This window comes from Paracoccus marinus, assembly GCF_007018965.1.
GTDB classification, from domain to species: domain Bacteria; phylum Pseudomonadota; class Alphaproteobacteria; order Rhodobacterales; family Rhodobacteraceae; genus Paracoccus; species Paracoccus marinus.
In genome coordinates this window covers 235,287-257,846 of the sequence record NZ_VJYZ01000033.1, presented here as the reverse complement: position 1 = coordinate 257,846, position 22,560 = coordinate 235,287, and the positions used below count along the sequence as shown (strand labels likewise).

Annotated in this window: 20 protein-coding genes; 12 read left to right on the top strand and 8 right to left on the bottom strand. The window is 71.4% G+C overall.

What is annotated here, in order from left to right; genetic code table 11:
* The first annotated feature begins 14 nt into the window (after nt 1–14).
* Genes fliF through FNF32_RS13450 form a run of 4 tightly spaced genes read left to right on the top strand, consistent with a single transcriptional unit; the run spans nt 15 to nt 3,242 of the window.
* Nucleotides 15–1,619, top strand: coding sequence for a flagellar basal-body MS-ring/collar protein FliF (gene fliF, locus FNF32_RS13465; protein ID WP_131674975.1), 1,605 nt, complete (start codon nt 15–17; stop codon nt 1,617–1,619).
* Nucleotides 1,619–2,188 (top strand): hypothetical protein, encoded by a 570-nt coding sequence (locus FNF32_RS13460; RefSeq protein WP_143796692.1) that lies wholly within the window; start codon nt 1,619–1,621, stop codon nt 2,186–2,188. Before fliF ends, FNF32_RS13460 begins: the two co-directional genes overlap by 1 nt.
* Entirely contained in the window at nt 2,185–2,439 is a 255-nt protein-coding gene (locus tag FNF32_RS13455; protein ID WP_131675407.1) for a FliM/FliN family flagellar motor switch protein, read from the top strand. Before FNF32_RS13460 ends, FNF32_RS13455 begins: the two co-directional genes overlap by 4 nt.
* Entirely contained in the window at nt 2,436–3,242 is an 807-nt protein-coding gene (locus FNF32_RS13450) for a flagellar type III secretion system pore protein FliP (RefSeq protein WP_246087837.1), read from the top strand. Before FNF32_RS13455 ends, FNF32_RS13450 begins: the two co-directional genes overlap by 4 nt.
* Nucleotides 3,243–3,289: 47 nt before the next feature.
* On the opposite strand, the gene acpS is transcribed toward FNF32_RS13450, so the two are convergent.
* From acpS to FNF32_RS13420, 6 genes are all read right to left on the bottom strand, one after another.
* A complete protein-coding gene (acpS, locus tag FNF32_RS13445; protein WP_131675413.1) occupies nt 3,290–3,691 on the bottom strand; it encodes a holo-ACP synthase in 402 nt (133 codons plus the stop codon).
* A 79-nt stretch (nt 3,692–3,770) separates the two neighbouring features.
* A complete protein-coding gene (locus FNF32_RS13440; protein WP_131675408.1) occupies nt 3,771–4,247 on the bottom strand; it encodes a hypothetical protein in 477 nt (158 codons plus the stop codon).
* Nucleotides 4,244–4,993: a pyridoxine 5'-phosphate synthase gene (locus FNF32_RS13435; RefSeq protein WP_131675409.1), complete on the bottom strand. Its 750-nt coding sequence runs from the start codon at nt 4,991–4,993 to the stop codon at nt 4,244–4,246. Before FNF32_RS13435 ends, FNF32_RS13440 begins: the two co-directional genes overlap by 4 nt.
* A gap of 32 nt (nt 4,994–5,025) precedes the next feature.
* Entirely contained in the window at nt 5,026–5,844 is an 819-nt protein-coding gene (locus FNF32_RS13430; protein ID WP_185961981.1) for a 4-(cytidine 5'-diphospho)-2-C-methyl-D-erythritol kinase, read from the bottom strand.
* 44 nt (nt 5,845–5,888) lie between these two features.
* On the bottom strand, nt 5,889–7,973 hold the full coding sequence (locus tag FNF32_RS13425; RefSeq protein WP_246087836.1) for a tetratricopeptide repeat protein: 2,085 nt from the start codon (nt 7,971–7,973) through the stop codon (nt 5,889–5,891).
* Nucleotides 7,974–8,075: 102 nt separating this feature from the next.
* Nucleotides 8,076–9,731 carry an electron transfer flavoprotein-ubiquinone oxidoreductase gene (locus FNF32_RS13420; RefSeq protein ID WP_131675410.1) on the bottom strand — a complete coding sequence of 552 codons (1,656 nt, stop codon included), beginning with the start codon at nt 9,729–9,731 and terminating at the stop codon, nt 8,076–8,078.
* A gap of 283 nt (nt 9,732–10,014) precedes the next feature.
* On the opposite strand from FNF32_RS13420, the gene greA reads away from it, so the two are divergent.
* Entirely contained in the window at nt 10,015–10,485 is a 471-nt protein-coding gene (greA, locus tag FNF32_RS13415) for a transcription elongation factor GreA (RefSeq protein ID WP_131675411.1), read from the top strand.
* A complete protein-coding gene (locus tag FNF32_RS13410) occupies nt 10,478–11,515 on the top strand; it encodes a hypothetical protein (RefSeq protein WP_143796691.1) in 1,038 nt (345 codons plus the stop codon). Before greA ends, FNF32_RS13410 begins: the two co-directional genes overlap by 8 nt.
* Before the next feature lie 25 nt (nt 11,516–11,540).
* Here the strand turns inward: FNF32_RS13410 and FNF32_RS13405 are convergent, their stop codons facing one another.
* A complete protein-coding gene (locus FNF32_RS13405; RefSeq protein WP_131675495.1) occupies nt 11,541–12,632 on the bottom strand; it encodes a catalase family protein in 1,092 nt (363 codons plus the stop codon).
* Nucleotides 12,633–12,825: 193 nt separating this feature from the next.
* Nucleotides 12,826–13,326, bottom strand: coding sequence for a GNAT family N-acetyltransferase (locus FNF32_RS13400; protein ID WP_185961967.1), 501 nt, complete (start codon nt 13,324–13,326; stop codon nt 12,826–12,828).
* A 182-nt stretch (nt 13,327–13,508) separates the two neighbouring features.
* Here FNF32_RS13400 and FNF32_RS13395 point away from each other — a divergent pair, with 182 nt between their 5' ends.
* The 6 genes from FNF32_RS13395 (at nt 13,509) to FNF32_RS13370 (ending at nt 22,538) form a co-directional block, all read left to right on the top strand.
* The gene (locus FNF32_RS13395) at nt 13,509–14,495 is read left to right on the top strand and encodes a helix-turn-helix transcriptional regulator (RefSeq protein ID WP_131673970.1); all 987 of its coding nucleotides are present in this window, start codon (nt 13,509–13,511) and stop codon (nt 14,493–14,495) included.
* A 174-nt stretch (nt 14,496–14,669) separates the two neighbouring features.
* A complete protein-coding gene (locus FNF32_RS13390; RefSeq protein ID WP_221930733.1) occupies nt 14,670–16,823 on the top strand; it encodes a TonB-dependent receptor in 2,154 nt (717 codons plus the stop codon).
* A gap of 39 nt (nt 16,824–16,862) precedes the next feature.
* Nucleotides 16,863–19,472 carry an ABC transporter ATP-binding protein/permease gene (locus tag FNF32_RS13385; RefSeq protein WP_131673968.1) on the top strand — a complete coding sequence of 870 codons (2,610 nt, stop codon included), beginning with the start codon at nt 16,863–16,865 and terminating at the stop codon, nt 19,470–19,472.
* Nucleotides 19,463–21,175: an ABC transporter ATP-binding protein gene (locus FNF32_RS13380; protein WP_143796689.1), complete on the top strand. Its 1,713-nt coding sequence runs from the start codon at nt 19,463–19,465 to the stop codon at nt 21,173–21,175. Before FNF32_RS13385 ends, FNF32_RS13380 begins: the two co-directional genes overlap by 10 nt.
* Nucleotides 21,176–21,417: 242 nt before the next feature.
* A complete protein-coding gene (locus tag FNF32_RS13375) occupies nt 21,418–22,215 on the top strand; it encodes an AzlC family ABC transporter permease (protein ID WP_131673966.1) in 798 nt (265 codons plus the stop codon).
* Nucleotides 22,212–22,538: an AzlD domain-containing protein gene (locus tag FNF32_RS13370; RefSeq protein ID WP_131673965.1), complete on the top strand. Its 327-nt coding sequence runs from the start codon at nt 22,212–22,214 to the stop codon at nt 22,536–22,538. Before FNF32_RS13375 ends, FNF32_RS13370 begins: the two co-directional genes overlap by 4 nt.
* The last annotated feature ends 22 nt before the right edge of the window (nt 22,539–22,560 follow it).

Here is a 22,560-nt window from a genome sequence, read left to right as displayed (position 1 = left end):
AATCGGAGCATGGCATGCAGAAGCTGCTGGATTACTGGACCGCGCGCAGCGCGTCGCAGCGGGTGACGCTGATCGCGGCCTTCGCGCTGACCTTCCTTGCGGTGGCGGGGTTCGCCTGGGCGTCCAGCCGCACCGACATGGCGCTGCTTTACGGCGGCCTCGACGGGGCGCAGTCCGGCGAGATCATGGAAGAGGTCGAGAAATCCGGCGTCCCCTATCAGGTGCGCGGCGATTCGATCTGGGTCGACGCGGCCCGGCGCGACCAGCTGCGAATGACGCTGGCGGGGCTGGGCCTGCCGAACGCGGGCGGCGCGGGTTACGAGATCCTCGACGGCATGTCGGGCTTCGGCACCACCTCGCAGATGTTCGACGCCGCCTACTGGCGGGCCAAGGAAGGCGAGCTTGCGCGCACGATCCTGGCGCTGCCAAACGTCAAGACGGCGCGGGTCCACCTGGCGGTCCCGTCGGGGCGCGGCTACCGACGCGAGGTCGCGGGCACCGCGTCGGTCACGCTGACCACGAACGGCGCCCCGGTCGAACGCGCGCAGGCGCAGGCGCTGCGGTTCCTGGTGTCCTCGGGCGTGCCCGGCATGACGCCGGACCGCGTGACCGTCATCGACAGCGTGCGGGGCGTCGTTGCCGCGGCCGACGAACTTGGCCCGGCCGACCGCGAAAGCGATCTCAAAACCAACGTCCAGCGGATGCTGGAATCCCATGTCGGCCCCGGCAACGCCATCGTTGAGCTGAACATCGCCGTCCAGACCGAGGCGGAAAGCCTGACCGAGCAGCGGTTCGACCCCAGCGCGCGGGCGCTGGTTTCGCAGGAAAGCCAGGAGACGTCGGACAATTCGACCAACCAGTCGGGCGGGCCGGTCACGGCGTCCTCGAACCTGCCCGAGGGGGGCGACGCGGCGGATGCCGAGCAGAACCGCGCCAGCAGCTCGGAAACCCGGCAGGTGTCGAACTACGAGGTCAGCCGCACCACCCGCGAGGTCGTGACCCAGCCCGGCGCGACCCGCCGTCTGACGGTCGCCGTGATGGTGAACGGCGTGCCCGGAACCGACCCGCAGGGGGAAGCGACGCTGGTCCCCCGCGCGCAGGCGGAACTGGACGCGCTGCGCGAGCTGGTGGCGTCGGCGGTGGGTTTTGACGAGGCGCGGGGCGACGTGATCACCGTGAAGTCCCTGCCCTTCGCGGCGCTGTCGGGCGACGGGACGCTGGCCGAGCGCGCGGGGCCCTTGGACCGGCTGGACCCCAACAGCCTGATCCGGCTGGCGCTGGTGGGGCTGTTCGCGCTGGTCATCGCGGCGGTGGTGCTGCGCCCGGTGCTGCGCGGCCGGGCCGAGGCGAAGGCCGCGCCGCTGCTTCTGGATGACAGCGGGCCGGCGGTGCCGGGCCTGCCCGCGCCCGCAGCCCCGATCGGCATGGCGATGGCCAGCGGCGTGGCCGACCTGCCGGGCCTGCCCGCGATCTCGATCGCCGGTCCCGACTACGACTTCACCCCGCCGCCCGCCCAGGCCGCCGATCCCGTGGCGCGGCTGCGCGAACTCATGCGCGAACGCCAGCAGGACAGCCTGCGGATCCTGTCGGGCTGGATCGACGACAAGGAAAAGGCGTGATGCAGCCCGCTGTCCTCAGGCTCGAATCCTTCGACCGGCGAATGCCGTCGCCGCCGCCCGCCCGCTTCGCGCAGGCGGACCTTGACGCCGCCCACGCGCGCGGCCTGGCCGAGGGGGCGGCCGCCGCAGACGCCGCCGCCCGCCGCGATCTGGCCGCGCGGGTGGCGGAGCTTGGCCGCACCCTGGGCGACGCCGCCGCGAGCCGGGCGGCGATGATGACCGGGGTCATGGAACAGCTTTCCCCCGTGCTCGACGCCTTTGCCGACGGCGCGTTGCCGGTGCTGGCGCGGGCGCGGATGCAGGTGGCGGTCATGACCGAGCTGCGGCGCCTCGCCGACGAAAGCGCCGCGCCCGTGACCGTCCGGTTGCGCTGCGGGCCCGACCAGCAGGCGGACCTGAGCCAGGCGATCGAGCAGGCGGGTTGCGCCGCGCCGACGCTGGACCCGACGGGGCCCGACGGCACCGTCGAGATCGTCTCGGGCGACGGCCGCATCACCTTTGACGAGGCGGCGACCGCGCAGGCCTTCCGCGACCTCTTCCGCGATTTCATGGACGGAGCTTCCGAATGAGCGACTTTTCCTCCCTAATCGCCACCGACCTGATCCAGGTCGAGATCGAAATCCGGCTGGGCCGCACCCGCCTGACCGTGGCCGAGCTGTCGCGGCTGCGCCCCGACGACGTGCTGGCGCTGGACCAGGAGGTCAGCGACGGCGTCGACATCTGCATCGCCGACAAGGTGATCGCGCGGGGCGAGCTGGTGGACGACGGGCGGCCCGACGGGCGGCTTGCGGTCAGGATCCTGTCGGCAGGACCGGCGTGACCACGGGCGGGCGTCATCGCGGCATCGCCGCGGCCGGTCTGCTGGCGGCCCTTGCGGCGGCCCTGCCGCAGGGCGCGGGCGCGCAGGGGATCGAGGATGCGGCGCAGGCCGCGGCGCAGGGCCTGGGCAACAACGCGGTCCTGATCTTTCTCGGCCTCACGCTCCTGTCGCTTGCCCCCGGCTTTGCAATCATGGTCACCTGCTTTCCGTTCGTCGTGACGGTGCTGTCGATCCTGCGCCAGTCGATCGGGCTGCAGCAGTCGCCGCCGAACATGCTGATCGTCAGCCTTGCGATGTTCCTGACGTGGTTCGTCATGGACCCGGTCCTGCGCGAGGCGTGGGACACGGCCGGCGCGCCGCTGCAGCAGGGTGTGATCACCGTCCCCGAGGCGTTCGAGCGCGGCATCCGCCCGTTCCGCGACTTCATGGCCGCCCGCACCGACCCCGACACGCTTGCGGCGCTGGCCGAGGTGGCGCCGGGCCGCCCGGGCTCCGGCCCGCAGGACGGCACCGGCCTGCCCACCCCGCCGACCCAAGGCGCCCAGGCGACGGCCGAGCCGGCGCTGTCGGTGCTGGTCCCGTCCTTCATGCTGTCCGAGATCCAGCGCGCGTTCGAGATCGGGTTTCTCGTCTCGCTGCCGTTCCTGATCATCGACCTGGTGGTGTCGGCGGTGCTGATGTCGATGGGGATGATGATGGTGCCACCCGCCATCGTCGCGCTACCGTTCAAGCTGGCGTTCTTCGTGGTGGTGGACGGCTGGGGGCTGATCGCGGCGGCGCTGGTCCGGGGCTACCAGCCCTGACGCGCCCGTCGCCGCCGCCCTACCCCGCCGCCCGTCTGCGCCGCGCCTCAGGCCAGCGGCACCGCCTCGATCACGACGAAGGCCTGCGCCCAGGGGTGGTCGTCGGTCAGGGTCACATGCACCACGGCGCGGTGGCCGAGCGGCGTCATCGCCGCCATCCGCTCGGCCGCCCAGCCGGTCAGCGTCATCTGCGGCTGGCCGGTACGCAGGTTCGTGACCGCCATGTCCTTCCAGACGATCCCCATCGCAAGGCCGGTGCCCAGCGCCTTGCTGCACGCCTCTTTCGCGGCCCAGCGCTTGGCGAGCGTCGCGGCCTCGTTCGTACGGCGCTTCGCGCGGGCGAGTTCCTGCGGGGTGTAGACGCGGTTGCGGAAGCGGTCGCCGTGGCGGTCCAGCACCCCGGCGATGCGGTCGATATTGGCCAGATCGGTGCCGACGCCCAGGATCATGCGCGCGACCCCGCGGACGGCGGCGCGGATCGGCGGGCGGCTCGCGACCAGGCACCGGGACGATCGGAACCCCGCGGCGTCATCGCGCCGTCCCGGCGGCAATCCTGCCGGTGGACTGGTCGATCGTCACCGTCAACACGCGCGGCACGCCGTCCCCGGCCGAAGGATCGTAAACCTTGACCGGGATCGTCAGCGTCAGGCCGCGCCCGGGGTCGTAGGCGGCCTTCCGCGACGCGAAGTCCATCGACCAGAACCCCGACCCTTCGGCCAGCGACACCACGCGGCACTGCCGGAACATGCCGCTTTCGTCCATCGGCGGGCTGAGGATCAGCAGGTGGACCGGCGCGCCCGCAGGCTCGATCGTGTCCAGCTTGGCCACCCGCACCCGCCCCTCGGCGTAGCTGGCGGTGTTGTCTTCCCACGGCTCGGCGACGGTATCGACCCGCTCGCCGTCGCCACAGGGGCGGACCGCCGCGGGACCAGCCTGCGCGGGCGCGGCCAGCAGCACGGGAGAAAGCGCAACGAAAAGGGCCAAAGCCGCGGCAATCCGGGTCATGAGCCGGCCCTTTCGTCGCGGGCCGCATCCATCCGGGCGCGCATTTCCGCGATCGCCGGACCAAGGCCGGTAAAGATCGACTCGGCGATCAGGAAATGGCCGATGTTCAGCTCGGCCAGTTCGGGCAGCGCCGCGATCGGGCCCACGGTGTCGAAGGTCAGCCCGTGGCCCGCGTGAACCTCGAGCCCCAGCGAGGCGGCCAGCCGCGCGCCCTCGGCCAGACCGGCAAGCTCGGCGTCACGTTCGGCAAGCCGCCCCTCGGTGTCGAAATCGCAATAGGCGCCGGTGTGCAGCTCGACCACGGCCGCCCCCACCCGCGCGGCGGCGTCGATCTGGCGCGGATCGTGGCCGATGAACAGCGACACCCGGCACCCCGCCTCGCGCAGCGGCACGATGAAGTCCGACAGCCAGTTTTCGTCGCGCGCCACGTCTAGGCCGCCTTCGGTCGTCCGCTCCTCGCGCTTTTCGGGAACAAGGCAGACGGCGTGCGGACGGTGGCGCAGGGCGATCGCCTGCATCTCGGGCGTGGCGGCCATTTCCAGGTTCAGCGGCACGCGCAACGATCCCGCCAGCCGGGCGATGTCGTCGTCCGAGATGTGGCGCCGGTCCTCGCGCAGATGCGCGGTGATGCCGTCGGCGCCCGCGTCCTCGGCCATCAGGGCGGCGCGCAGGGGATCGGGCCAGGGCGTGCCGCGCGCGTTCCGCACCGTCGCCACGTGATCGATGTTCACCCCCAGCCGCAGCATCGCGTCCCCTTTCCTTTCGCGTCGGCGGCAGGTTAGCGCGGGCGCGCGGGCGAAGGTAGGGTGCGCGTGTCCGCGATCCACCATCCCGGACGGACTGCGGCGATCGACTGCGCGGCGCGCAGCGCGGCCGCCGCGTCGGGGAAGATGCCGAAGCAGGTCGCGCCCGATCCCGACATCCGCGCCAGCGCCGCGCCCGCATCCACCAGCGCGGCCAGCGCGTCGGCGATGACGGGCGCAAGCCCGATCGCGGGCGGTTGCAGGTCGTTGCGCGTGGCCTTCAGCCATTCGACCAGCAGCGCGGCGTCACCGCCAGCCGGCAGGTCGGGCAGGCCCGGATTGTCGCGGCGGCGAAGCGCCCGGAACACCTCGGGCGTCGAGACGGGGACGCGCGGGTTCACCAGCACCAGATGCAGCGCGGGGACGCCCGGCAGCGGATCGACGATCTCGCCCAGGCCGCGCATCCGGGCGGGAACCGAGGCGAGGCAGACGGGAACGTCGGCACCCAGTGCCTCGGGCGCAGCGGGGCGGCGGCCCAGCGCGCGAAGCACGGCGGCGGCATCGGCCGAGCCGCCGCCGATGCCCGACGCGACCGGCAGCGCCTTGTAAAGCGTGATCGCGGCATCGGCCCCCACCGACCGGGCGGCGCGCAGGCACAGGTTGTCGCCGGTGACGGGCAGGTCGTCGGCAAAGGGCCCGGTGATCCGCAGCGACGGCGGCCCCGGCGCGACCGTCACCCGGTCGCCCAGTTCGGTGAACACGACCAGCGAATCCAGCAGGTGATAGCCGTCGGGCCGCCGGCCGGTGACGTGCAGCGCGAGGTTGATCTTGGCCGGGGCCGGTTCGTCCCGCACCGGCACGGGGCCGGGCGGGGCGTCGGGCGTCGTCGCGGGTCGGATCACGGGCGGGGCGGGACGGGTTCGTCGCCAGCAGGCGCAGAGCTGTCGGGCGCAGAAGCGTCGGGCACCGCGTCCGGTGCGGGTTCGGCGGGCGGGGTGTCGTCCACCTGATCACCCGACGCGCCGCTGTCCGCAGCGCCGTCGGCTGCATCGTCGTCCCCCGCGCCGTCGCCCGCATCCGCCGTGGGCGGAGGGTCCTTCGGCAGGCCGAACCCCGCCGGCAGCTTGCCGCCGTTCGCCTTTTCGGCCGCCAGCACCGCATCCAGCCCGACCTCGATCTTGGCCCGGATCCGGTCGCGGTTGGTATCGGTGTCGTCTTCGGTCCACAGGCTCAGCGCGCGGCGCCACTGCACCGTTGCCTCGCGCTCGCGGCCTGCCTGCCAGTAGACATCGCCCATGTGGTCGTTCACCAGGCTGTCGTCCGACATCGCGGCGACCGCGCGTTCCATCGGCCGCACCGCGTCGTCATACCGGCCCAGCCGGTAATAGGCCCAGCCCAGCGAATCCAGGATATAGCCGTCGTCCGGGCGCAGCTCGACCGCGCGCTCGATCAGGCGCAGCCCCTCGTCCAGGTTCACGTTCCGGTCGACCCAGGAATAGCCGAGATAGTTCAGGATCGAGGCGTGGTCGGGCTGAAGCTCGAGCGCCGCGCGCATGTCGGCGTCCGAGCGGTCGAACTGCCCCGACCGTTCCAGCGCGATGCCGCGGGCATAAAGCGGGAACCACGTCGCCTGCTTCTCGCCCGCCTTGGTCAGCAGCTCCAGCGCGCGGTCGTAGGCGGTGACCGCGTCGGCCCACTTGTCCTGCTGGCGCAGAAGATCGCCGAGCGAGGTCCAGGCCGAAGGCAGGTCCGGCTGGGCGCTGGTCAGGGCGCGGGCGGCGCTTTCGGCGTCGGCCATGCGCTCGGCCTGCACCAGCGCCTCGATCCGCGCGAGCTCGGCGATGGGGCGCACCTCGCCGGTCTTGGCCAGCGCGCCGAACTCCTGTTCGGCCAGGTCGAACTGCCCGACCGACTGCAGGATCTGCGCCGCGATCAGCCGCGCCTCGCCCAGGTCGGGGGCGATGTAGCCGGCAAGCCGGGCATGGATCAGCGCCAGCGGGTCGGGATCCTCGCCGGTGGCCAGCGCGCTGGCAAAGGTCAGGAACACCTGAGCCACGCCGTCGGCGGGGGTGCGGATCGCATCGAAGGGCAGCGTCTCGCCCGCTTCCAGCCGGCGCCGCATCTCGACCAGCATCGGCTCGTTCTCGATCCCGTCCAGCTTGTCGATCAGCGCGATGGCGTCGGCGTTGCGGTCCAGCTGCGACAGCACCTGCGCCTGCGCGACTAGCCCCAGCAGGTGGGCGCTGACGCCGGGCCGGGACATCACCTCGTTCGCGCCCTCGTAGTCGCCGACGCTCGCACGCGCGAGGCCAAGGTGATACTGCGCCATCGCCTCGGCGCCGGGCACCTGCTGGATGTTCTCGAACGCGGCCATCGCCTCGGTCGCTTTCCCCGCGCCCAGAAGCGCCCAGGCGCGCAGCATCCCGTCCAGAAGCGCGCCGCCCCCCGGCCCTTCGTCGCCGGGCGCGGCGGCGATGCTGTCCAGCACGGCCTGCCAGTCGCCCTGATGCACGAACTCGGCCCGCTCGACGATCCGGGCCAGCGGGGTGGCCGCGTCGCGGTTCACCAGCTCGATGGAAAAGTCGATGGCCCGGGCCAACTGCCCGGCCGAAACGAGCGACACCAGGTAGCTGTCCTGCAGGACCACGTCGTCGGGGTCGTGGGCCAGCGTGTCGCCATACCACTTGGCGGCGGCGACGAAGTCGTTTTCGATCGCGGCGGCGCGGGCGGCGAGATAGGGGCCCGCCGCGCCGTCCAGCGGCGCGCCCGGCACCTCGGACGCGCCAACCGGGGCGGCCGGCGTCGCGGGCGAGCTTGCGGCCGGAACGTCCCCCGCGCCACCCGGGTTCGCACCACCGGGGTTCGCGTCACCGGGGTTCGCGCCCGCGGGCGGGGTCGCGGGGGCCGTCTGCGCGGACAGTTGCGCCGGGGCCGCGGGTAACGCCACCAGCGCCGCGAGCATCAGGGAATACAGGGTTCTCATGTCGCGTCCGGCCCGATCTGGCTGTCAATCATGTCGACCGACCCTAGACGCAGGGCCGCTTCGGGGCAACGTCCCGCGCCCCGAAGCCCCGGACACCCGCGATCACATGTTCGGATAGTTCGGGCCGTCGCCGCCCTGCGGCGTCGTCCAGACGATGTTCTGGCTGGGGTCCTTGATGTCGCAGGTCTTGCAGTGGACGCAGTTCTGGAAGTTGATGACGAACCGCGCGCCTTCGGGGGCGCTCGCATCCTCGACCACCTCGTAGACGGCCGCCGGGCAGTAACGCTGCGCGGGTTCCGCGAACTCGGGCAGGTTCACGCGGATCGGGATCGACGGGTCCTTCAGCTTGAGATGGCTGGGCTGGCTTTCCTCGTGGTTGGTGAACGAGAAGGCGACGTTCGTCAGCCGGTCGAAGCTCAGCTTGCCGTCGGGTTTCGGATAGGCGATCGGCTTGAACTTCGCGGCCTTGCCCGTCGCGGCGGCGTCGGTCTTGCCGTGCTTCCACGTCCGCAGGAAGTTGCGCCGGAAGATCGAGGCGAACCACATGTCCGCGCCCCCCAGCATCAGCGACCCGATCATCCCGGTGCGCGACCAGGCGGGCTTGACGTTGCGCACGCGCTTGAGGTCGTCGGCGATGGGCCCGGACCGCAGCGCGTCCTCGTAATCCACCAGCTCGTCACCCTCGCGGCCCGCGGCGATCGCGGCGGCGGCGGCCTCGGCCGCGTGGATCCCCGACTGGATCGCGTTGTGGCTGCCCTTGATGCGCGGCACGTTCACAAGGCCGGCCGAGCAGCCGAGGATCGCGGCACCCGGCACCGTCAGCTTGGGGATCGACTGCCAGCCGCCCTCGCTGATCGCGCGGGCGCCGTAGGCGACGCGCTTGCCGCCTTCGAGCAGGTCGGCGATGGCGGGGTGGTGCTTGAAGCGCTGGAACTCGAGATACGGGTTCAGGTACGGGTTCTCGTAGTTCAGGTGGACCACGAAGCCCAGGTAAACCTGGTTGTTCTCGGCGTGATAGATGAACGACCCGCCGCCCGCGTTCTTGCCCAGGGGCCACCCCATCGTGTGGACGACCGCGCCTTCCTTGTGCTTGGCGGGGTCGATTTCCCAGATTTCCTTCATGCCGATGCCGAACTTCTGCGGCTCGTGCCCGGCCGACAGGTCGTAGTCCTGCATCAGCTGCTTGGCGAGCGACCCGCGCACGCCCTCGGCGATGAAGACGTACTTGCCGCGCAGCTCCATCCCCGGCTCGTAGCCGGGGCCGGGGGTGCCGTCGTGGTTCTTGCCCATCTCGCCCGCGACGACGCCCGCCACGCGGTCGCCGTCCATCACCAGCGCGCTCGCGGCCATGCCGGGGAACACCTCGACGCCCAGCGCCTCGGCCTCACCAGCCAGCCAGCGGCAGACGTTGCCGAGGCTCACGATATAGTTGCCGTGGTTGGACATCAGGCGCGGCATCGGCCAGGCGGGGATGCGGACGGACCCGGCCTCACCCAGCACCAGGAAGCTGTCGGACGTGACCTCGGTCTTGATGGGCGCGCCGCGTTCCTTCCAGTCGGGGATCAGGCGGGTCAGCGCGCCGGGGTCCAGAACCGCGCCCGACAGGATATGCGCGCCGACCTCGGACCCTTTTTCCAGCACGACGACGTTAAGGTCGGCATCGATCTGCTTCAGCCGGATCGCCGCCGACAGGCCGGCCGGCCCCGCGCCCACGATCACGACGTCGAAATCCATGGCTTCGCGTTCGATCTGGTCCACGGCTGGCTCCCCCCATTCTGGCGTGCTGACCTGACTTAACTAGAAGCTCGGTTCAGGGTTCACAATCTTTCCGCCGCGTAGCTTGAACGGGCGTTCCGCCGCGTCGTGGCTGGGCTTCCCTTTGGCACAGCGACACAGGATCGTGCGGGCCTGCCCGCGCGGCCGTGCCGATGGCCAGCTTGCATGCTGGCGGGGTTCGGGCCACGATGTTGCCCGGACTGCGCCCCCGACCAATTCCGGGGGCGTTCGATTTGGCTCTGAGCGGGCGCGGCCCGGAGGACGGATGGAAAAGATACCGATGACCCGCATGGGCTTCGATGGCCTCGACAGGGAGTTGCGCCAGCTCAAGGGCGTCGAACGCCCCGCCGTGATCCGCGCGATCGCCGAGGCGCGCGAGCATGGCGACCTGTCCGAGAACGCCGAGTACCACTCCGCCCGCGAAAAGCAGAGCTTCATCGAGGGCCGCATCAAGGAGCTGGAGGCGGTGATCTCGCGCGCCGAGGTCATCGACACGTCGAAGCTGTCGGGCAGCATCAAGTTCGGCGCCCGTGTCACGGTGGTGGACGAGGATACCGACGAGGAAAAGACGTTCCAGCTGGTGGGCGAGCAGGAAGCGGACCTTGAACGCGGGCTGCTGAACGTGCGCTCGCCGCTGGCCCGCGCGCTGATCGGCAAGGACGAGGGCGACAGCGTCGAGGTGACGACCCCGGGGGGCGAGAAGTCCTACGAGATCCTGTCGATCCGGTATGAGTGACGTGCGCGGCCGCGCCGAGGCCGCGCTGGACGCAGCAGTAGCGGACCGGGCGATCGTCGCGGGTGCCGCGGCGTCGGCGGGCTGGCTGCTGCTGGTCCTGCTGTTCGCGTGGCTGGCGCCGGGGGGCGATGGCGGGAACGGCGGCGGCTGGCTGATGCGGCTCAGCGGCGTGGCGATGCCGCTGGCGCTGATCTGGCTGGCCGTGGGCTTCGCCCGCGCCATCGCCGCACTGCGGGCCGAGGCGGACGCCCTGCGCGCCGACCTCGCGCATCTGCAAGGCGGCGCGCCGTTGACCCGACCGGGTCCGGGCGCGGGCTTCGGGACCGAGCCGCCGCATCCGGCCGCCGACACCGGGCCGCGCCCCGGCCGGGCAGCGCCCGCCGACGCGCGCCCCCGCGCGCAGCCCCGGCCGGCGGCGCAGCCCGTGCGCGCCGCCCGGCCCGACCCTGTCGCCGATAGCCGCCAGACCGCGCTGCCGCTCGACGATGCCGCGTCCGTTTCGGTGTCGGCGATCGACCTGTTGCGGGCGCTGAACTTTCCCGACGGGCCGGACGACCATCTGGCGATCCGGGCGCTGCAGGCGGCGCTGGCCGACCACGACACGATGCGCCTGATCCGCGCCGCGCAGGATGTCGTGACGCTGCTGGCGCAGGCCGGCATCTACATGGACGAGCTTGCGCCCGCCCCCGGTCCCGCATCGGCATGGCGCGCCTTCGCCGAAGGCGTGCGCGGCCCGCAGGTCGCGGTGCTGGCCGGGGTGTCGGACCCGAACGCGCTCGACGTGTCCGCCCACCTGCTGCGCGGGGACGAAATCTTCCGCGATGCGGCCCACCACTTCCTGCGCCAGTTCGACCGGATGATGGCGCGCATGGCGCCCGATCTGGACGACGATTTCCTGGCCGCGCTGACCGAGACACGGTCGGGCCGCGCCTTTGTCCTGCTGGCCCAGACCTCGGGCATTTTCGGGGCGGCGGCGACGGCCGGCCCAGCGAACGGGAGGCCAGTTACAGCGGAGGACGGCGGCGCCTGAGTCCGCCGTCCGCTCGTTCCCGCGCCTACAGGTCCGGCAGCGTGGACGGTTCGTGCAGCGGGCAGCCGGTCAGCTTGCTGCGATGCCCGGCCGCGATCGGATAGACGTGCCGCCGCGCCCGCATGATGTTGCCGAGCGGCCGGTGCGCCTCGACCCCGTGCCACGGGCGGAACGCGATCCGCTCGTCCACCTTGGCGGCGCGGTCCGCGCTCCACGCTTCCTGCGCGGGCACGCTGATCGTCGCGACCGGCTGATAGGGGCTCAGCTTCTCGCTCCACTCGACGGACGCATCCTCGATCGGCATCTTCTTGAGGTCGCGGCACAGCTGCACCTTCAGGGTCCACGCGCCGCCGTGCCGGGCAAGCTCGTCGATCACCGCCTCGCGCAGCACGTTGGGATCGTCCAGCTTGACCTCTTTCCCCTTCAACGCCTTGAAGCTGTCGGATTCGGGCGTGACGTTGAACTTGGCGATATAGTCGCCGTAGCGCAGCGGCACCTGGCTGAAGAAATCCTCGCCCAGGGGATTGGTGGGCAGGTAGCCGCCGAAGGTGGACAGGGTCGGGCTTTTCAGCCCCAGCGCCTCGATCGCGCGTTCGACCGGGCGCAGCACGGCGGACAGCGCCGCCTTCGCGCCCTCGGCCCGCTCGGTCGTCAGCGCGAGCAGCTTGAGGTTCGACAGGAAATTCCAGGCGTCGGGCGCCGAAAAGACCGGACCGCCCGCCATCAGGAAGTCCTGCGTGTTTTCCCCCTCGGTCCCCGGCAGCCGCTCGCCGGGCACGTCGAATACCTTGATCGCAAGCCCGCGCGGCACCGAAACGCTGTCGCGCAGCACGTCGCCGGGGATGGTCGAGATCCGCAGCAGCACGTCGTAGCTGCGCGGCGCGGCGAAGATGCCCTGCGCCAGTTCCGCCGGCAGGCCGTCGTGGACGGTCAGCGTGCCCTTGAGGATCGCGTGGCTCTTTGCGTGGACCGAACGGACGGCGTGGCCGTCGACCTCGTGGGTGCGGTCCACGATATAGACCATCTGCTCGGCGATCTTTTCCGCCGTCTCGCGCTCGTCCGGCTGGATTTCCTCGACATCGGGCGAATAGGGGACCGGGTCCTTGGGGGTAGCCATGATGTTCTCCGGGCAGGGTTTCGCGGTGGTGACGGTCAAGCCGCGGGGGATCGCGGCGGTTCCCTGCGCCGAACGGGACATTGCGCTGTGCGGGAACGTGAGGGCGGATGCAGGGAGGGTATGTGGGCGCCGTCGCGCACGCTGCTGGCGGACCTTGCCGGCGTCGCCAAGGGCGACGCGCCCACGCGGCGTGTCAGATGCGGCGCAGCACCCGCGCCCAGCCCGGCAGCCCGGCCTGCGGGGTGAACCCCGCGCGGCTGAACAGCGCGAGCGCCGGGGCGTTCCGGCGCTCGACCTCGGCCCTGAGCGCGGGGTGCCCTCGCCGGCGCGCCTCGGCCAGCGCGGCGGCGACGAGCAGCGCCGCGATCCCCCGCCCGCGCGACCCCGGCGCCACGACGAGGCAGTCCAGCACCATGTCGCGGGTGCGCGGCGCGACCAGCGCCCGCAGCGGGTCGAGCCTGCGCCCGGGCAGCCGCACCGCGCCGCCGTCCGCGCCGCGCAGCCCAGTCAGCCCCAGCAACCGCCCGCGCCCGTCCACCGCGCCGATCACGCGGTCGCGGGCAAGCCCGCGCCGGACCAGCGCCAGCCGCCGCCGCCCGCCCGCCCGGGGCGCGATCCGGTGCCCGAACGCATCGCAGATCAGCCGCGCCGCTTCTGCCCTGAGCGCAAGCGGCAGCGGGCTGACAAGGCGCACGCCGGCCGGCGCGCCTGAATGAATTGATCCCGGGCCCTGCTGCATTATAGTCCCCGGCAGTCACGTGCGTCCGGGCCATCGCCGCCCACCTGACCGCGCAGCCAGTCACCCTGCACGCCGTCCCGCACGCCTGTCAGACCCGGCAACCTTCCTGGCGCAGTCACCCTGCGCGGTTTCGCATCATGACCTGTCACTGTTCGACGCAAACCTTCACCCCCTCGCAGATGCTGCAGGCCAGCGCCGAGGCCTCGCTCGGGATCGAGCCGCAGGACCTGTCGCCCGCGATCATGGACACCGGGCTGTTCCGCGGCCGCCTGCTGGTGCGCGAGGTTCAGCCGGGGCTGATTCTAACCGCCAACGACGTGATCTGCCAGATCGACCGCAGCATCACGGTCGAGGTCGAGCCGTCGATCGTGTGCGGGATCCAGCTTGCGGGCGCGCCGCAGGCGATGACCGTGGACGGGCGCCATGCGGTCGCCAAGAAACTGAACGCGCCCGTGATGGTCGGCTACGGCAGGCGCAGCACCTGCGCGTGGACGGCGGTCCCCGGCAGCCACAGCGCCAGCGTCGGCTTCACGATCCGCCCGCGCTTCTTCGATCGCTTCGGCGCGCTGGTGGCCGACGACGGTATCGCCGCGCTGCACGACATCCTCGGGCGCGAGTTCCACACCGAAATGCTGGCCCCGTCGGGCCAGCTGGTCGAGCGCGCGCGCCGCGTGCTGGACCACGCCTATACCGGCACGCTGGCCGGGCTGTTTCTGGAAAGCAGCACCCTTCATCTGGTGACCGAGATCGCCGACCAGCTGAGCCGCCGGGGCGCGCTGGTGGCGGCGCTGGGTCATCGCCACTACGACCGCATGATGGAAGCGCGCGCGATCCTCGACGCGGACCTGATCGCCCCGCCCGCGACCCTTGAACTGGCCCGCCGCGTCGGCACCAACGTGACGACGCTGCAACGATCCTTCCGCATGGCCTTCGGCACCACGATCTTCGGGTATGTGCGCCAGCAGCGGCTGTCGGTCGCGCGCATCCTGCTGGTCGATCACGGCCTTGCCGTGGCCGAGGCTGGCCGCAAGGTGGGCTTCGCCAGCCCGTCGGCGTTCAGCGTGGCCTACAAGCAGCAGTTCAGTCACCTGCCGCGCGCGGCCGGATCGGGCCGCGCCGGATAATTGCGTCCGCCGACGATCTTTCACCGTCACGCGACAGACATGAGACTGGCGTCGGCGCGACCGGCGGGCGTAGAAGCCGACAGAAACAGTCGCCTTCCCCCGGCGGGCACCGACACCGCCCCGCCGACAGCTTCAGGGACCCGAAACTTGCACCAGCCTGCACACCGCCGCGCATTGCTTCTGGGCACTGCCATCCTCGTCACCGCCACCGGCGTCGAGGTGGCCCCGCTTCGCGCGCAGACCGCCGCCGAACCGCTGGTGCTGGACACGATCGTCCTGACGGCCCGCAAGCGCACCGAGGACGAGGCGACGCTGCCCATCTCGACCACCGTGGTGACGCCGCTTCAGTTTCCGGCGTCCTCGCTCGACAGCGCGAACGCCATCGCGCGCGCGGCCCCGGGCACGAACTTCGTCGACTTCGCGCGCTTCGGCGAAGGCTACCTGACCATGCGCGGCGTGGCGACGCTGGGGACGGCGCTGAACCCGCTGGACAGCACCGTGGGCTTTTCGGTCGATGGCGTGCCGTCCAGCCTGTCGGGCCTGAACGCGCCGCTGCTGGATGTCGAGCGGGTCGAGGTTCTTCGCGGGCCGCAGGGAACGACCTTCGGGCGCAACGCGCTCGGCGGTTCGATCGACGTGGTCAGCCGCACGGCGGATGGCGAGCGCGACTACCGGCTGGACACCGAAATCGGCAGCGACGGGCATGCCTACGCGCAGGCGGCCGTCGGCGGATGGGTCGTGCCCGACAAGGTCGCCGGGCGCGCGGTGCTGCGGTTCAGCGACTTCGACGGCGACATCGAGAACCCGGTCCGCGGCGAAAGCGACGGCGGCGCACGGCTTGGCGCCGGGCGCGGCACGCTGCGCTTCACGCCCGACGACACGCTCACCATCGACGTGACCGGCGCCTACAGCTCAAGCGAGCGCAACGATCCCTCGAACATCCTCGCCGACAGTTCCGGCTTTCCCGTCAGCGGCGCGGATTACGAGCCGTTCAATCGCCAGAAGCTGGGCTACGGCACGGTGAAGGTCGAAAAGGACCTGGGGTCCGTCATCCTGACCTCGGTCACCAGCTACCAGGACGTTCGGCTCAAGGCCGACAACGACTATTCGGACGCTTTCTTCTTCAGCGCGCTGAGCGGCCAGCCCGCGTCGTTCTTCAACGCCGAAGGCCGCGACTATTACCGCAGCGACGAGCACGAGCGGACGTTCGTGCAGGAGCTGAGGGTGAACTCGGCCGAAGGTTCCGCCGTGCAGTGGGTCGTCGGCGGCAACTACTTCCGCTCGCGCTACGATTACCGCCGCGAGATGGAAAACCCGGTGATCGGCGCGCTCAATCCCGGGGTGGGGGCGCTGACCAACGGCACGGTCGACAACCTCATCACCAGCACGACGGTCGGCATCTTCGGCGATGCCACCGTGGACCTGGGCCCGAACTGGACGGCGTCGGGCGGGCTGCGGCTGGCGCACGACAAGCAGTCGCTGGAAGGGCGCTACACCGGCAACGGGTTCCCCGGCACCGTCGCCGGCTTCGCACAGGACGACACCGTGTCGGACAGCTACGCGGTCGGGCGGATTGCCCTGTCCTACAGCTGGGCGGACGAGGCGATGGCCTATGCCTCGATCGCGCGCGGCTACGCCTCGGGCGGGTTCGAGAAAAGCACGAACTTCGCGCCGCTCGGGGTGACGACGCCCGCCTTTTCGCCCTCGACCTCGTGGACCCACGAACTGGGGACCAAGGTCCGGCTCAACGACCGGTTCAGGCTGAACGCAAGCCTGTTCTACAACGACGTGGCCGACGGCCAGCTGGCGACCTTCGATCCCCGGACCTTCGCGCTGTACTACGCGAGCGAGGATTACCGCAGCCACGGCATCGACGTCAGCCTGACCGCCGAGCCGATCGACGGGCTTGAACTTTCGGGCGGTTTCTCGGCGCTGAAATCGCGACTGGTGGGCGTCTCGGCCGGCTCGGCTTCGACCGGGGTCCGGGACGGCAACGAGGTGCCGCAGGTGCCATCGTTCTCGGCCAACCTTTCGGCGAGCTATCGCACGCCGCTTGCCGATCTGCCGGGCGAGGTCGTCGTGTCGGGCAGCTACGCCTTCGTGGGCGAGCGCTATTCCGACATCGCGAACACGGGCCTGCTGGACGAATATCACACCGTCGATCTGCGCGTGGGCTGGGAAGACGGGGCGACGTCGATCTATGCCTTTGCAAACAACCTGCTGAACGAACGGCCGGTGCATTACTCGGTGCCGGTCGCGCCCGGCGTCGCGTCCGCCTATGTCGGCCGGGGCCGGGTCGTCGGCATCGGCGCCGGCGTGAAGTTCTGAGGTCGTGACCGGCCCGGACCCGCGCGGCGGGCGGCACTGATGGGAAGCCGCCTCGACCGGGCGATCCTGCGCGCCATGGGCGCGACGGATCACCAGATGACCGTGCTGCGCGTCACCGACCTGACGCCGGGCTTCCGGCGGATACGGCTGCACGCGCCGACGATCATCGACGGGCGCGACACCCCCGCCGCCAGCTACGTGCGACTTTGGGCGCCGGACCCCGAGGTTGCGGGCAAGATCCATCAGCGAGGGTTTACGCTGGTCGATCCCGACCCGGCGACGGGCGAGGTGTCGCTTGATTTCGTCCATCACGAGCCGGGGGGACCGGCCTCGATCTGGGCGGCGAAGGCGCGGCCAGGCGACCGGATCGCCGCATCCTATTTCGCCTACAAGAAGTTCACGCCGCCGGATGTCGAGCCTGCCGGCTATCTGCTGGCCGGGGATGCGGCGGTGGTCCCGGCGATCAACGCGATCCTCGCCGTGCTGCCGGCCGAGACCCGGATCACCCTGATCTTGCAGGCGCACCAGCCCGGCGACGCGCAGATCCCGCTGACCGGGCATCCCGGCGTCGAGCTGCTTTGGACCGGGCCGGGAACGGACGCCCTCGCCGATGCGGTGCCGATCCGCGACTGGTCGAACTGGCACGCATGGATCGCCGGGGAAAGCCTGGCGGTCAAGACGCTGCGCAAGCGCCTGAACGAGACCCACGGCTTTCCCCTGACCGACGTGGTTCACGCGGCCTACTGGATCCGCGGCAAGGAAATGCGGCTCCGCAAGGAGCGGGTCGAGGACGACCCGGCGGCGGATCAGGTCGCCGAAGCCGGCGGACGCGATACCGGCGCCGCGGCCCCGGCGGCCACGCAGCCGCCCGCGGTCGCGCACGCCGCCCCCCAGACCGGCACGTGGCGTTCGCAGGCGGCGGCCGGCATCCTCTCGCCGCTCAGGTGGAAGCTGCGGATCGCGGCCGCCGTTCAGGTCGCCGCATCGCTGATGCGGATCGCCCCCCTGATCCTTCTCGCCGAGATCGCGCGCCGGGTTCTGGACGGATCGCGCGAGTGGGACGATTTCGCCACCCCGGTCGTCGCGGCACTGGTCCTGTTCGGTGCGGCGGGAATCGTCTCGGCCGCGCTTCTGCTGTGGCTGCATGCGATCGACGCCGCGTTTGGCGAGCAGTTGAGGCTGCGGGTGCTGGGCAAGCTGTCGCGGCTGCCCCTGGGCTGGTTTTCGGACCGCAATACCACCGCCGTCCGGCAGGCCGTCGATACCGAGGCCGGTCGCCTGCACTACCGCAACACCCATGCGGTCCCCGATCTGACCGCGGCCATCGTGACGCCAGCAGCCGCGATCGTTTACCTTTTCACGGTCGATGCCGGGCTGGCGGGGCTGCTGTTCCTGCCGCTCGTCGCCTATGTCGTCCTGCTGATCCGCATGATCATGGGCGAGGGCGACAACATCGCCAGGGTCGCGGAATGGTCCAGCAGGGCCGCCTCTGCCGCCGGGGGGTTCGTGGACGCGCTGCCGGTGATGCGGATCTTCGGCGGCGGGGTGACGCCGCTGCGCGACACGCTGGCCGGGCAGGCCGGGTTCCTGGGCAGCTGGCAGCGTTCGATGATGGGGCGCAAGCTCGCGGCGCAGATGGTGCTTCAGCCGCAGACCTTCCTTGCGGTCATCTGCGCGGGCGGGCTGTGGCTCGTCGGCCGGGGCAGCATGACGGCGCCCGACATCGTGCCCTTCCTGATCCTCGGCACCGCGTTCGGATCTCAGGTCGGCCTGATCCTGCAAAGCCGCCTGCCGCTGCGCGATGCGGACGCCGCAACCCGGGCCATCGGCCAGCTTTTATCGGAACCCGAAATTGACCTGTCGCGGGCGACGCAGGACCTGCCCGCCGGGCCGGTGGGCCTGTCGTTCCGCGGCGTGTCCTTCGGCTACCGCGCCGGACGGCCGGTGCTGCATGACGTGACGCTTGACTGCCCGCCCGGCAGCCTGACGGCGCTGGTCGGGCCTTCGGGCGGCGGCAAGACAACGCTGGCGCTGCTGGCGGGCCGGTTCTTCGACGCGGGCGCGGGATCGGTCTGCCTGACGGCGCAGGGCCGCACGATCGACATCCGCAGCCTGCGGGCGGACGCGCTGCAACGCGCCGTCGGCTTCGTGTTTCAGGACGTGCGGCTGATCGCGGGCAGCCTGGCCGACAACATCCGCCTTGCGCGGCCCGACGCCTCGGACGCCCAGGTCCGCGCGGCGGCAGAGGCGGCACGAATCCACGCCCGCATCATGGCGCTGCCCCGTGGCTACGACAGCGTCATCGGTCAGGATGTCCGCCTGTCCGGGGGCGAGACGCAGCGCCTGTCGATCGCCCGCACCCTGCTTGCGGACCCGCCCATCCTGATCCTTGACGAGGCGACGGCCATGGCCGATCCCGATTCAGAGCAATCGCTGCACCTGGCGCTGAACCGCGTCGCGGAAGGGCGGACCGTCCTGATGATCGCCCACCGGCTGCAGACCGTCACCGATGCCGACCGGATCGCGGTCTTCAAGGACGGGCGCATCGTCGAGCAGGGCCGGCACGATGCGCTTCTGGCGCAGCGCGGGGTCTATGCCGATCTGTGGACGGCAGGCCTGTCGCGCCGGGAAACCATGCCATGCAGCTGAGCCGGATCATCGGCTCCGAGGCCCGGCCCAAGGTGCGGCCGTTCTGGCGCTGGGTCGCGCTGGCGGCCGCCCTGCGCGCCGGTGCGGCGCTGCTGCTTCTGCCGTTCCTGATCGCGCTCTTCACCGACCCCGCGCTTGGCCTCGCGTGGCTTTGCGCGCTTCTGGCGGCGGTGGCGACCGGCTGGATGGTCGAGCGTCGGGTGGGTATCCTGGCCTTCGACATCGGGCTGTCCACCATGACGTCCGTCAACACCCGGCTGATCGGCGCACTGCTCGCCGCCCCGCCCGGTTGGCTCACGGCCCATCGGCAGGCCGAGGCGCGGCGCGCCCTGTCGGGCACCGGGATGGAGCTGTTCGCGGGGTTCGTGAACTTCGCGGCCCAGATCGGCATCAACCTGCTGGTGCCGGGGCTGCTGGCGGCGGGCCTGCTGTTCGCCTGCTGGCCGCTCGGGCTCGTGGCGCTGCTGCTGTGGCCGATGCTGCTCGGCACGATGGGTTTTGGCGCGCGCATGATGCGCCGGGCGGAAGCCGATTTCGCCGCCGCGGGGCGCGAGGTCGGCGAGCGCAGCGAGGAGTTCGCGCGCAACCAGGCGCTGCTGCGTGCGGCCGGGCGCGGCGGGCTTGCCGGTCCGGTCACCCGCGCCGTCGGCCGCCAGCGCCGCGCGACCATGCGGCTGCTGCGCTTCAGCGTGCCCGGGACGCTGCTGTTTTCCGTCATGTCGCAACTGGCCGTGGTATCGCTGTTCGGCACCATCGCCGCGCTGCTGTGGTCCGGCAGGATCGGCGCGGTCGAGGCGGTGGCGCTCGGCATGGTCGTGATGCGCTACCTTGAACCTGTCGAGGCGCTGGCGGCCCTGTTCCCGGTCATCGAGACGCTGCACGGCACGGTCGGTCGGACCGTCTCGATCCTCGACGCACCCCGCCTGACGCCGGGCCGCGATCTTGCCCCCTCGGGATCGGACATCGCGCTGGACGACGTGCGGGTCGCATTGAACGGCCAGCCGATCCTGAACGGCGTCAACCTGCGCGCCGCCGCCGGTCAGACCACGGCCATCGTCGGGCCGTCGGGCGCCGGAAAATCCACGATCCTGTCGCTGATCGCGCGATTTCACGATCCCGACGAGGGCGCGGTGCGGGTCGACGGGACCGACCTGCGCGACCTGTCCCCGGACGCGCATCTGTCGCGCCTGTCGATCGTGTTCCAGACCGTGCAACTGCTGGAAGGGTCCATCGCCGAAAACATCCGCATCGCCCGCCCCGACGCCACCGACGCCGAGGTCGCGGCGGCCGCGAGCGCCGCGGGCGTGGACGAGATCGCCGACCGCATCGGCGGCATGGGGGCAGCGGTCGGGCAGGACGGGCAGCGCCTGTCGGGGGGCGAGCGGCAGCGCATCTCGATCGCGCGGGCCTTCCTGAAACAGTCGCCGATCGTGCTGCTGGACGAGGCGACGAGCGCTCTCGACACCGCCAGCGAGGCCGCGATCGCCCGCGCCCTCGCCACGTTCCGCGACCGAACGATCGTGATCGTCGCGCACCGGATCGAGACGGTGGCCCAAGCCGACCGCGTGTTCTTCGTGGACGAAGGACGCGTCGTCGAGGATGGCACCCCCGCCGAGCTGATCGCCCGTGGCGGCAGGTTCGCCGCGTGGTGGGCGCAAAGCCGCGCGGCGCGGGCGTGGCACATCTCGCCGGGACAAGGGTGAGCCCGGGGCGCGCGCTGCCCCGGCGTCGATGCGGCGCGTGGAGCGGCTGGATGAGGCCACCCGAACGCCGGGATGAGCGGCGGAACAGATGTCGGGCGACCCCGTGCCGATGCGAAAGGCCGCGCGAATGGCAGGCCCGGCGCGTCATGCGGTTCGGCAAGGCGGACCCATGATCCCCTGCCCGTCGCTTGCACGTGCCGCCGCCGGACGTATGGTGGCGGCACGTCCTGAAGGCTGATCCCATGTCCGCGCCGACCGCCCCCCTTTCCCGCCCCTCACCCGCCAACCCGCCCGCTCAACACAACGCGCCGACCCTCCGCGGCGCCGACCCGGAAACCCCGCGCCAGGCGTTCCGGCGCGGCATGATCCAGGCGCTGCCCTTCCTACTCGTTCTCATCCCGTTCGGGCTGCTGTTCGGGGTCATCGCCCAGACGGCCGGGTTCGACGTCTCGCAGACGATGGGCTTTTCCGTCCTCGTCCTCGCGGGGGCGTCGCAGTTCACGGCGGTCGAGCTTCTGTCCCACGACGCCCCGGTGCTGCTGGTGATCGCATCGGCGCTGGCGATCAACCTGCGGATGGCCATGTATTCCGCGTCGCTGGTGCCGATCATCGGCGCGGCCCGGCCGTGGGAACGGGCGCTCGCCGCCTATGCCCTGACCGACCAGAGCTTCGCGATGGCGGTCCAAAACGCCGAGCGGCGGCCGCAGGCGACGCTCGCCCAGCGGCTCGCGCATTTCTGGGGCGCGGCGGTCGTGATCTGCCCGCCCTGGGTGGTGGCGACCTATGTCGGGGCGACGGTCGGCAACGTCATCCCGGCCGACTGGCCGCTGGATTTCGCGGTGCCGATCACCTTCCTGTCGATGGTCGCGCCGATGCTGCGGACCTGGGCGCATCTTGCCGCGGCCACCGTGGCGATCGGGGTCGCGCTGGTGCTGGCGGGGATGCCGAACGGCACCGGGCTTCTGATCGCGGGGCCCGCCGGCATGTGCGCGGGCGCGGCGGTCGAGGCGTGGACCGAAGGCAGGAAGCGCAGCGCATGACCCATTCCGCAACCGACGTCTGGATCGTCATCCTCGTCCTCGGCGCGGGCACGTTCCTGATCCGCTGGTCGTTCCTTGGCGCGGTCGGCGGCCGCGCGGTGCCGCTGTGGGCCGAACGGCTGCTGCGCTACACCGCCGTCGCGGTGCTGCCCGCGCTGATCGCGCCCATGGTGCTGTGGCCCGCCGCGAACGGCGGACGGCCCGATCCGGCGCGGCTGATCGCGGCGGCGGCGACGCTGGCGGTCGGGCTGTTCACGCGCAACACGCTGGCCGCGATCGTCGCGGGCGCCGTGGCGCTGGGTCTGGGAAGCTGGTTGATCTGAACGGCGCACGGGGTTCGATGCG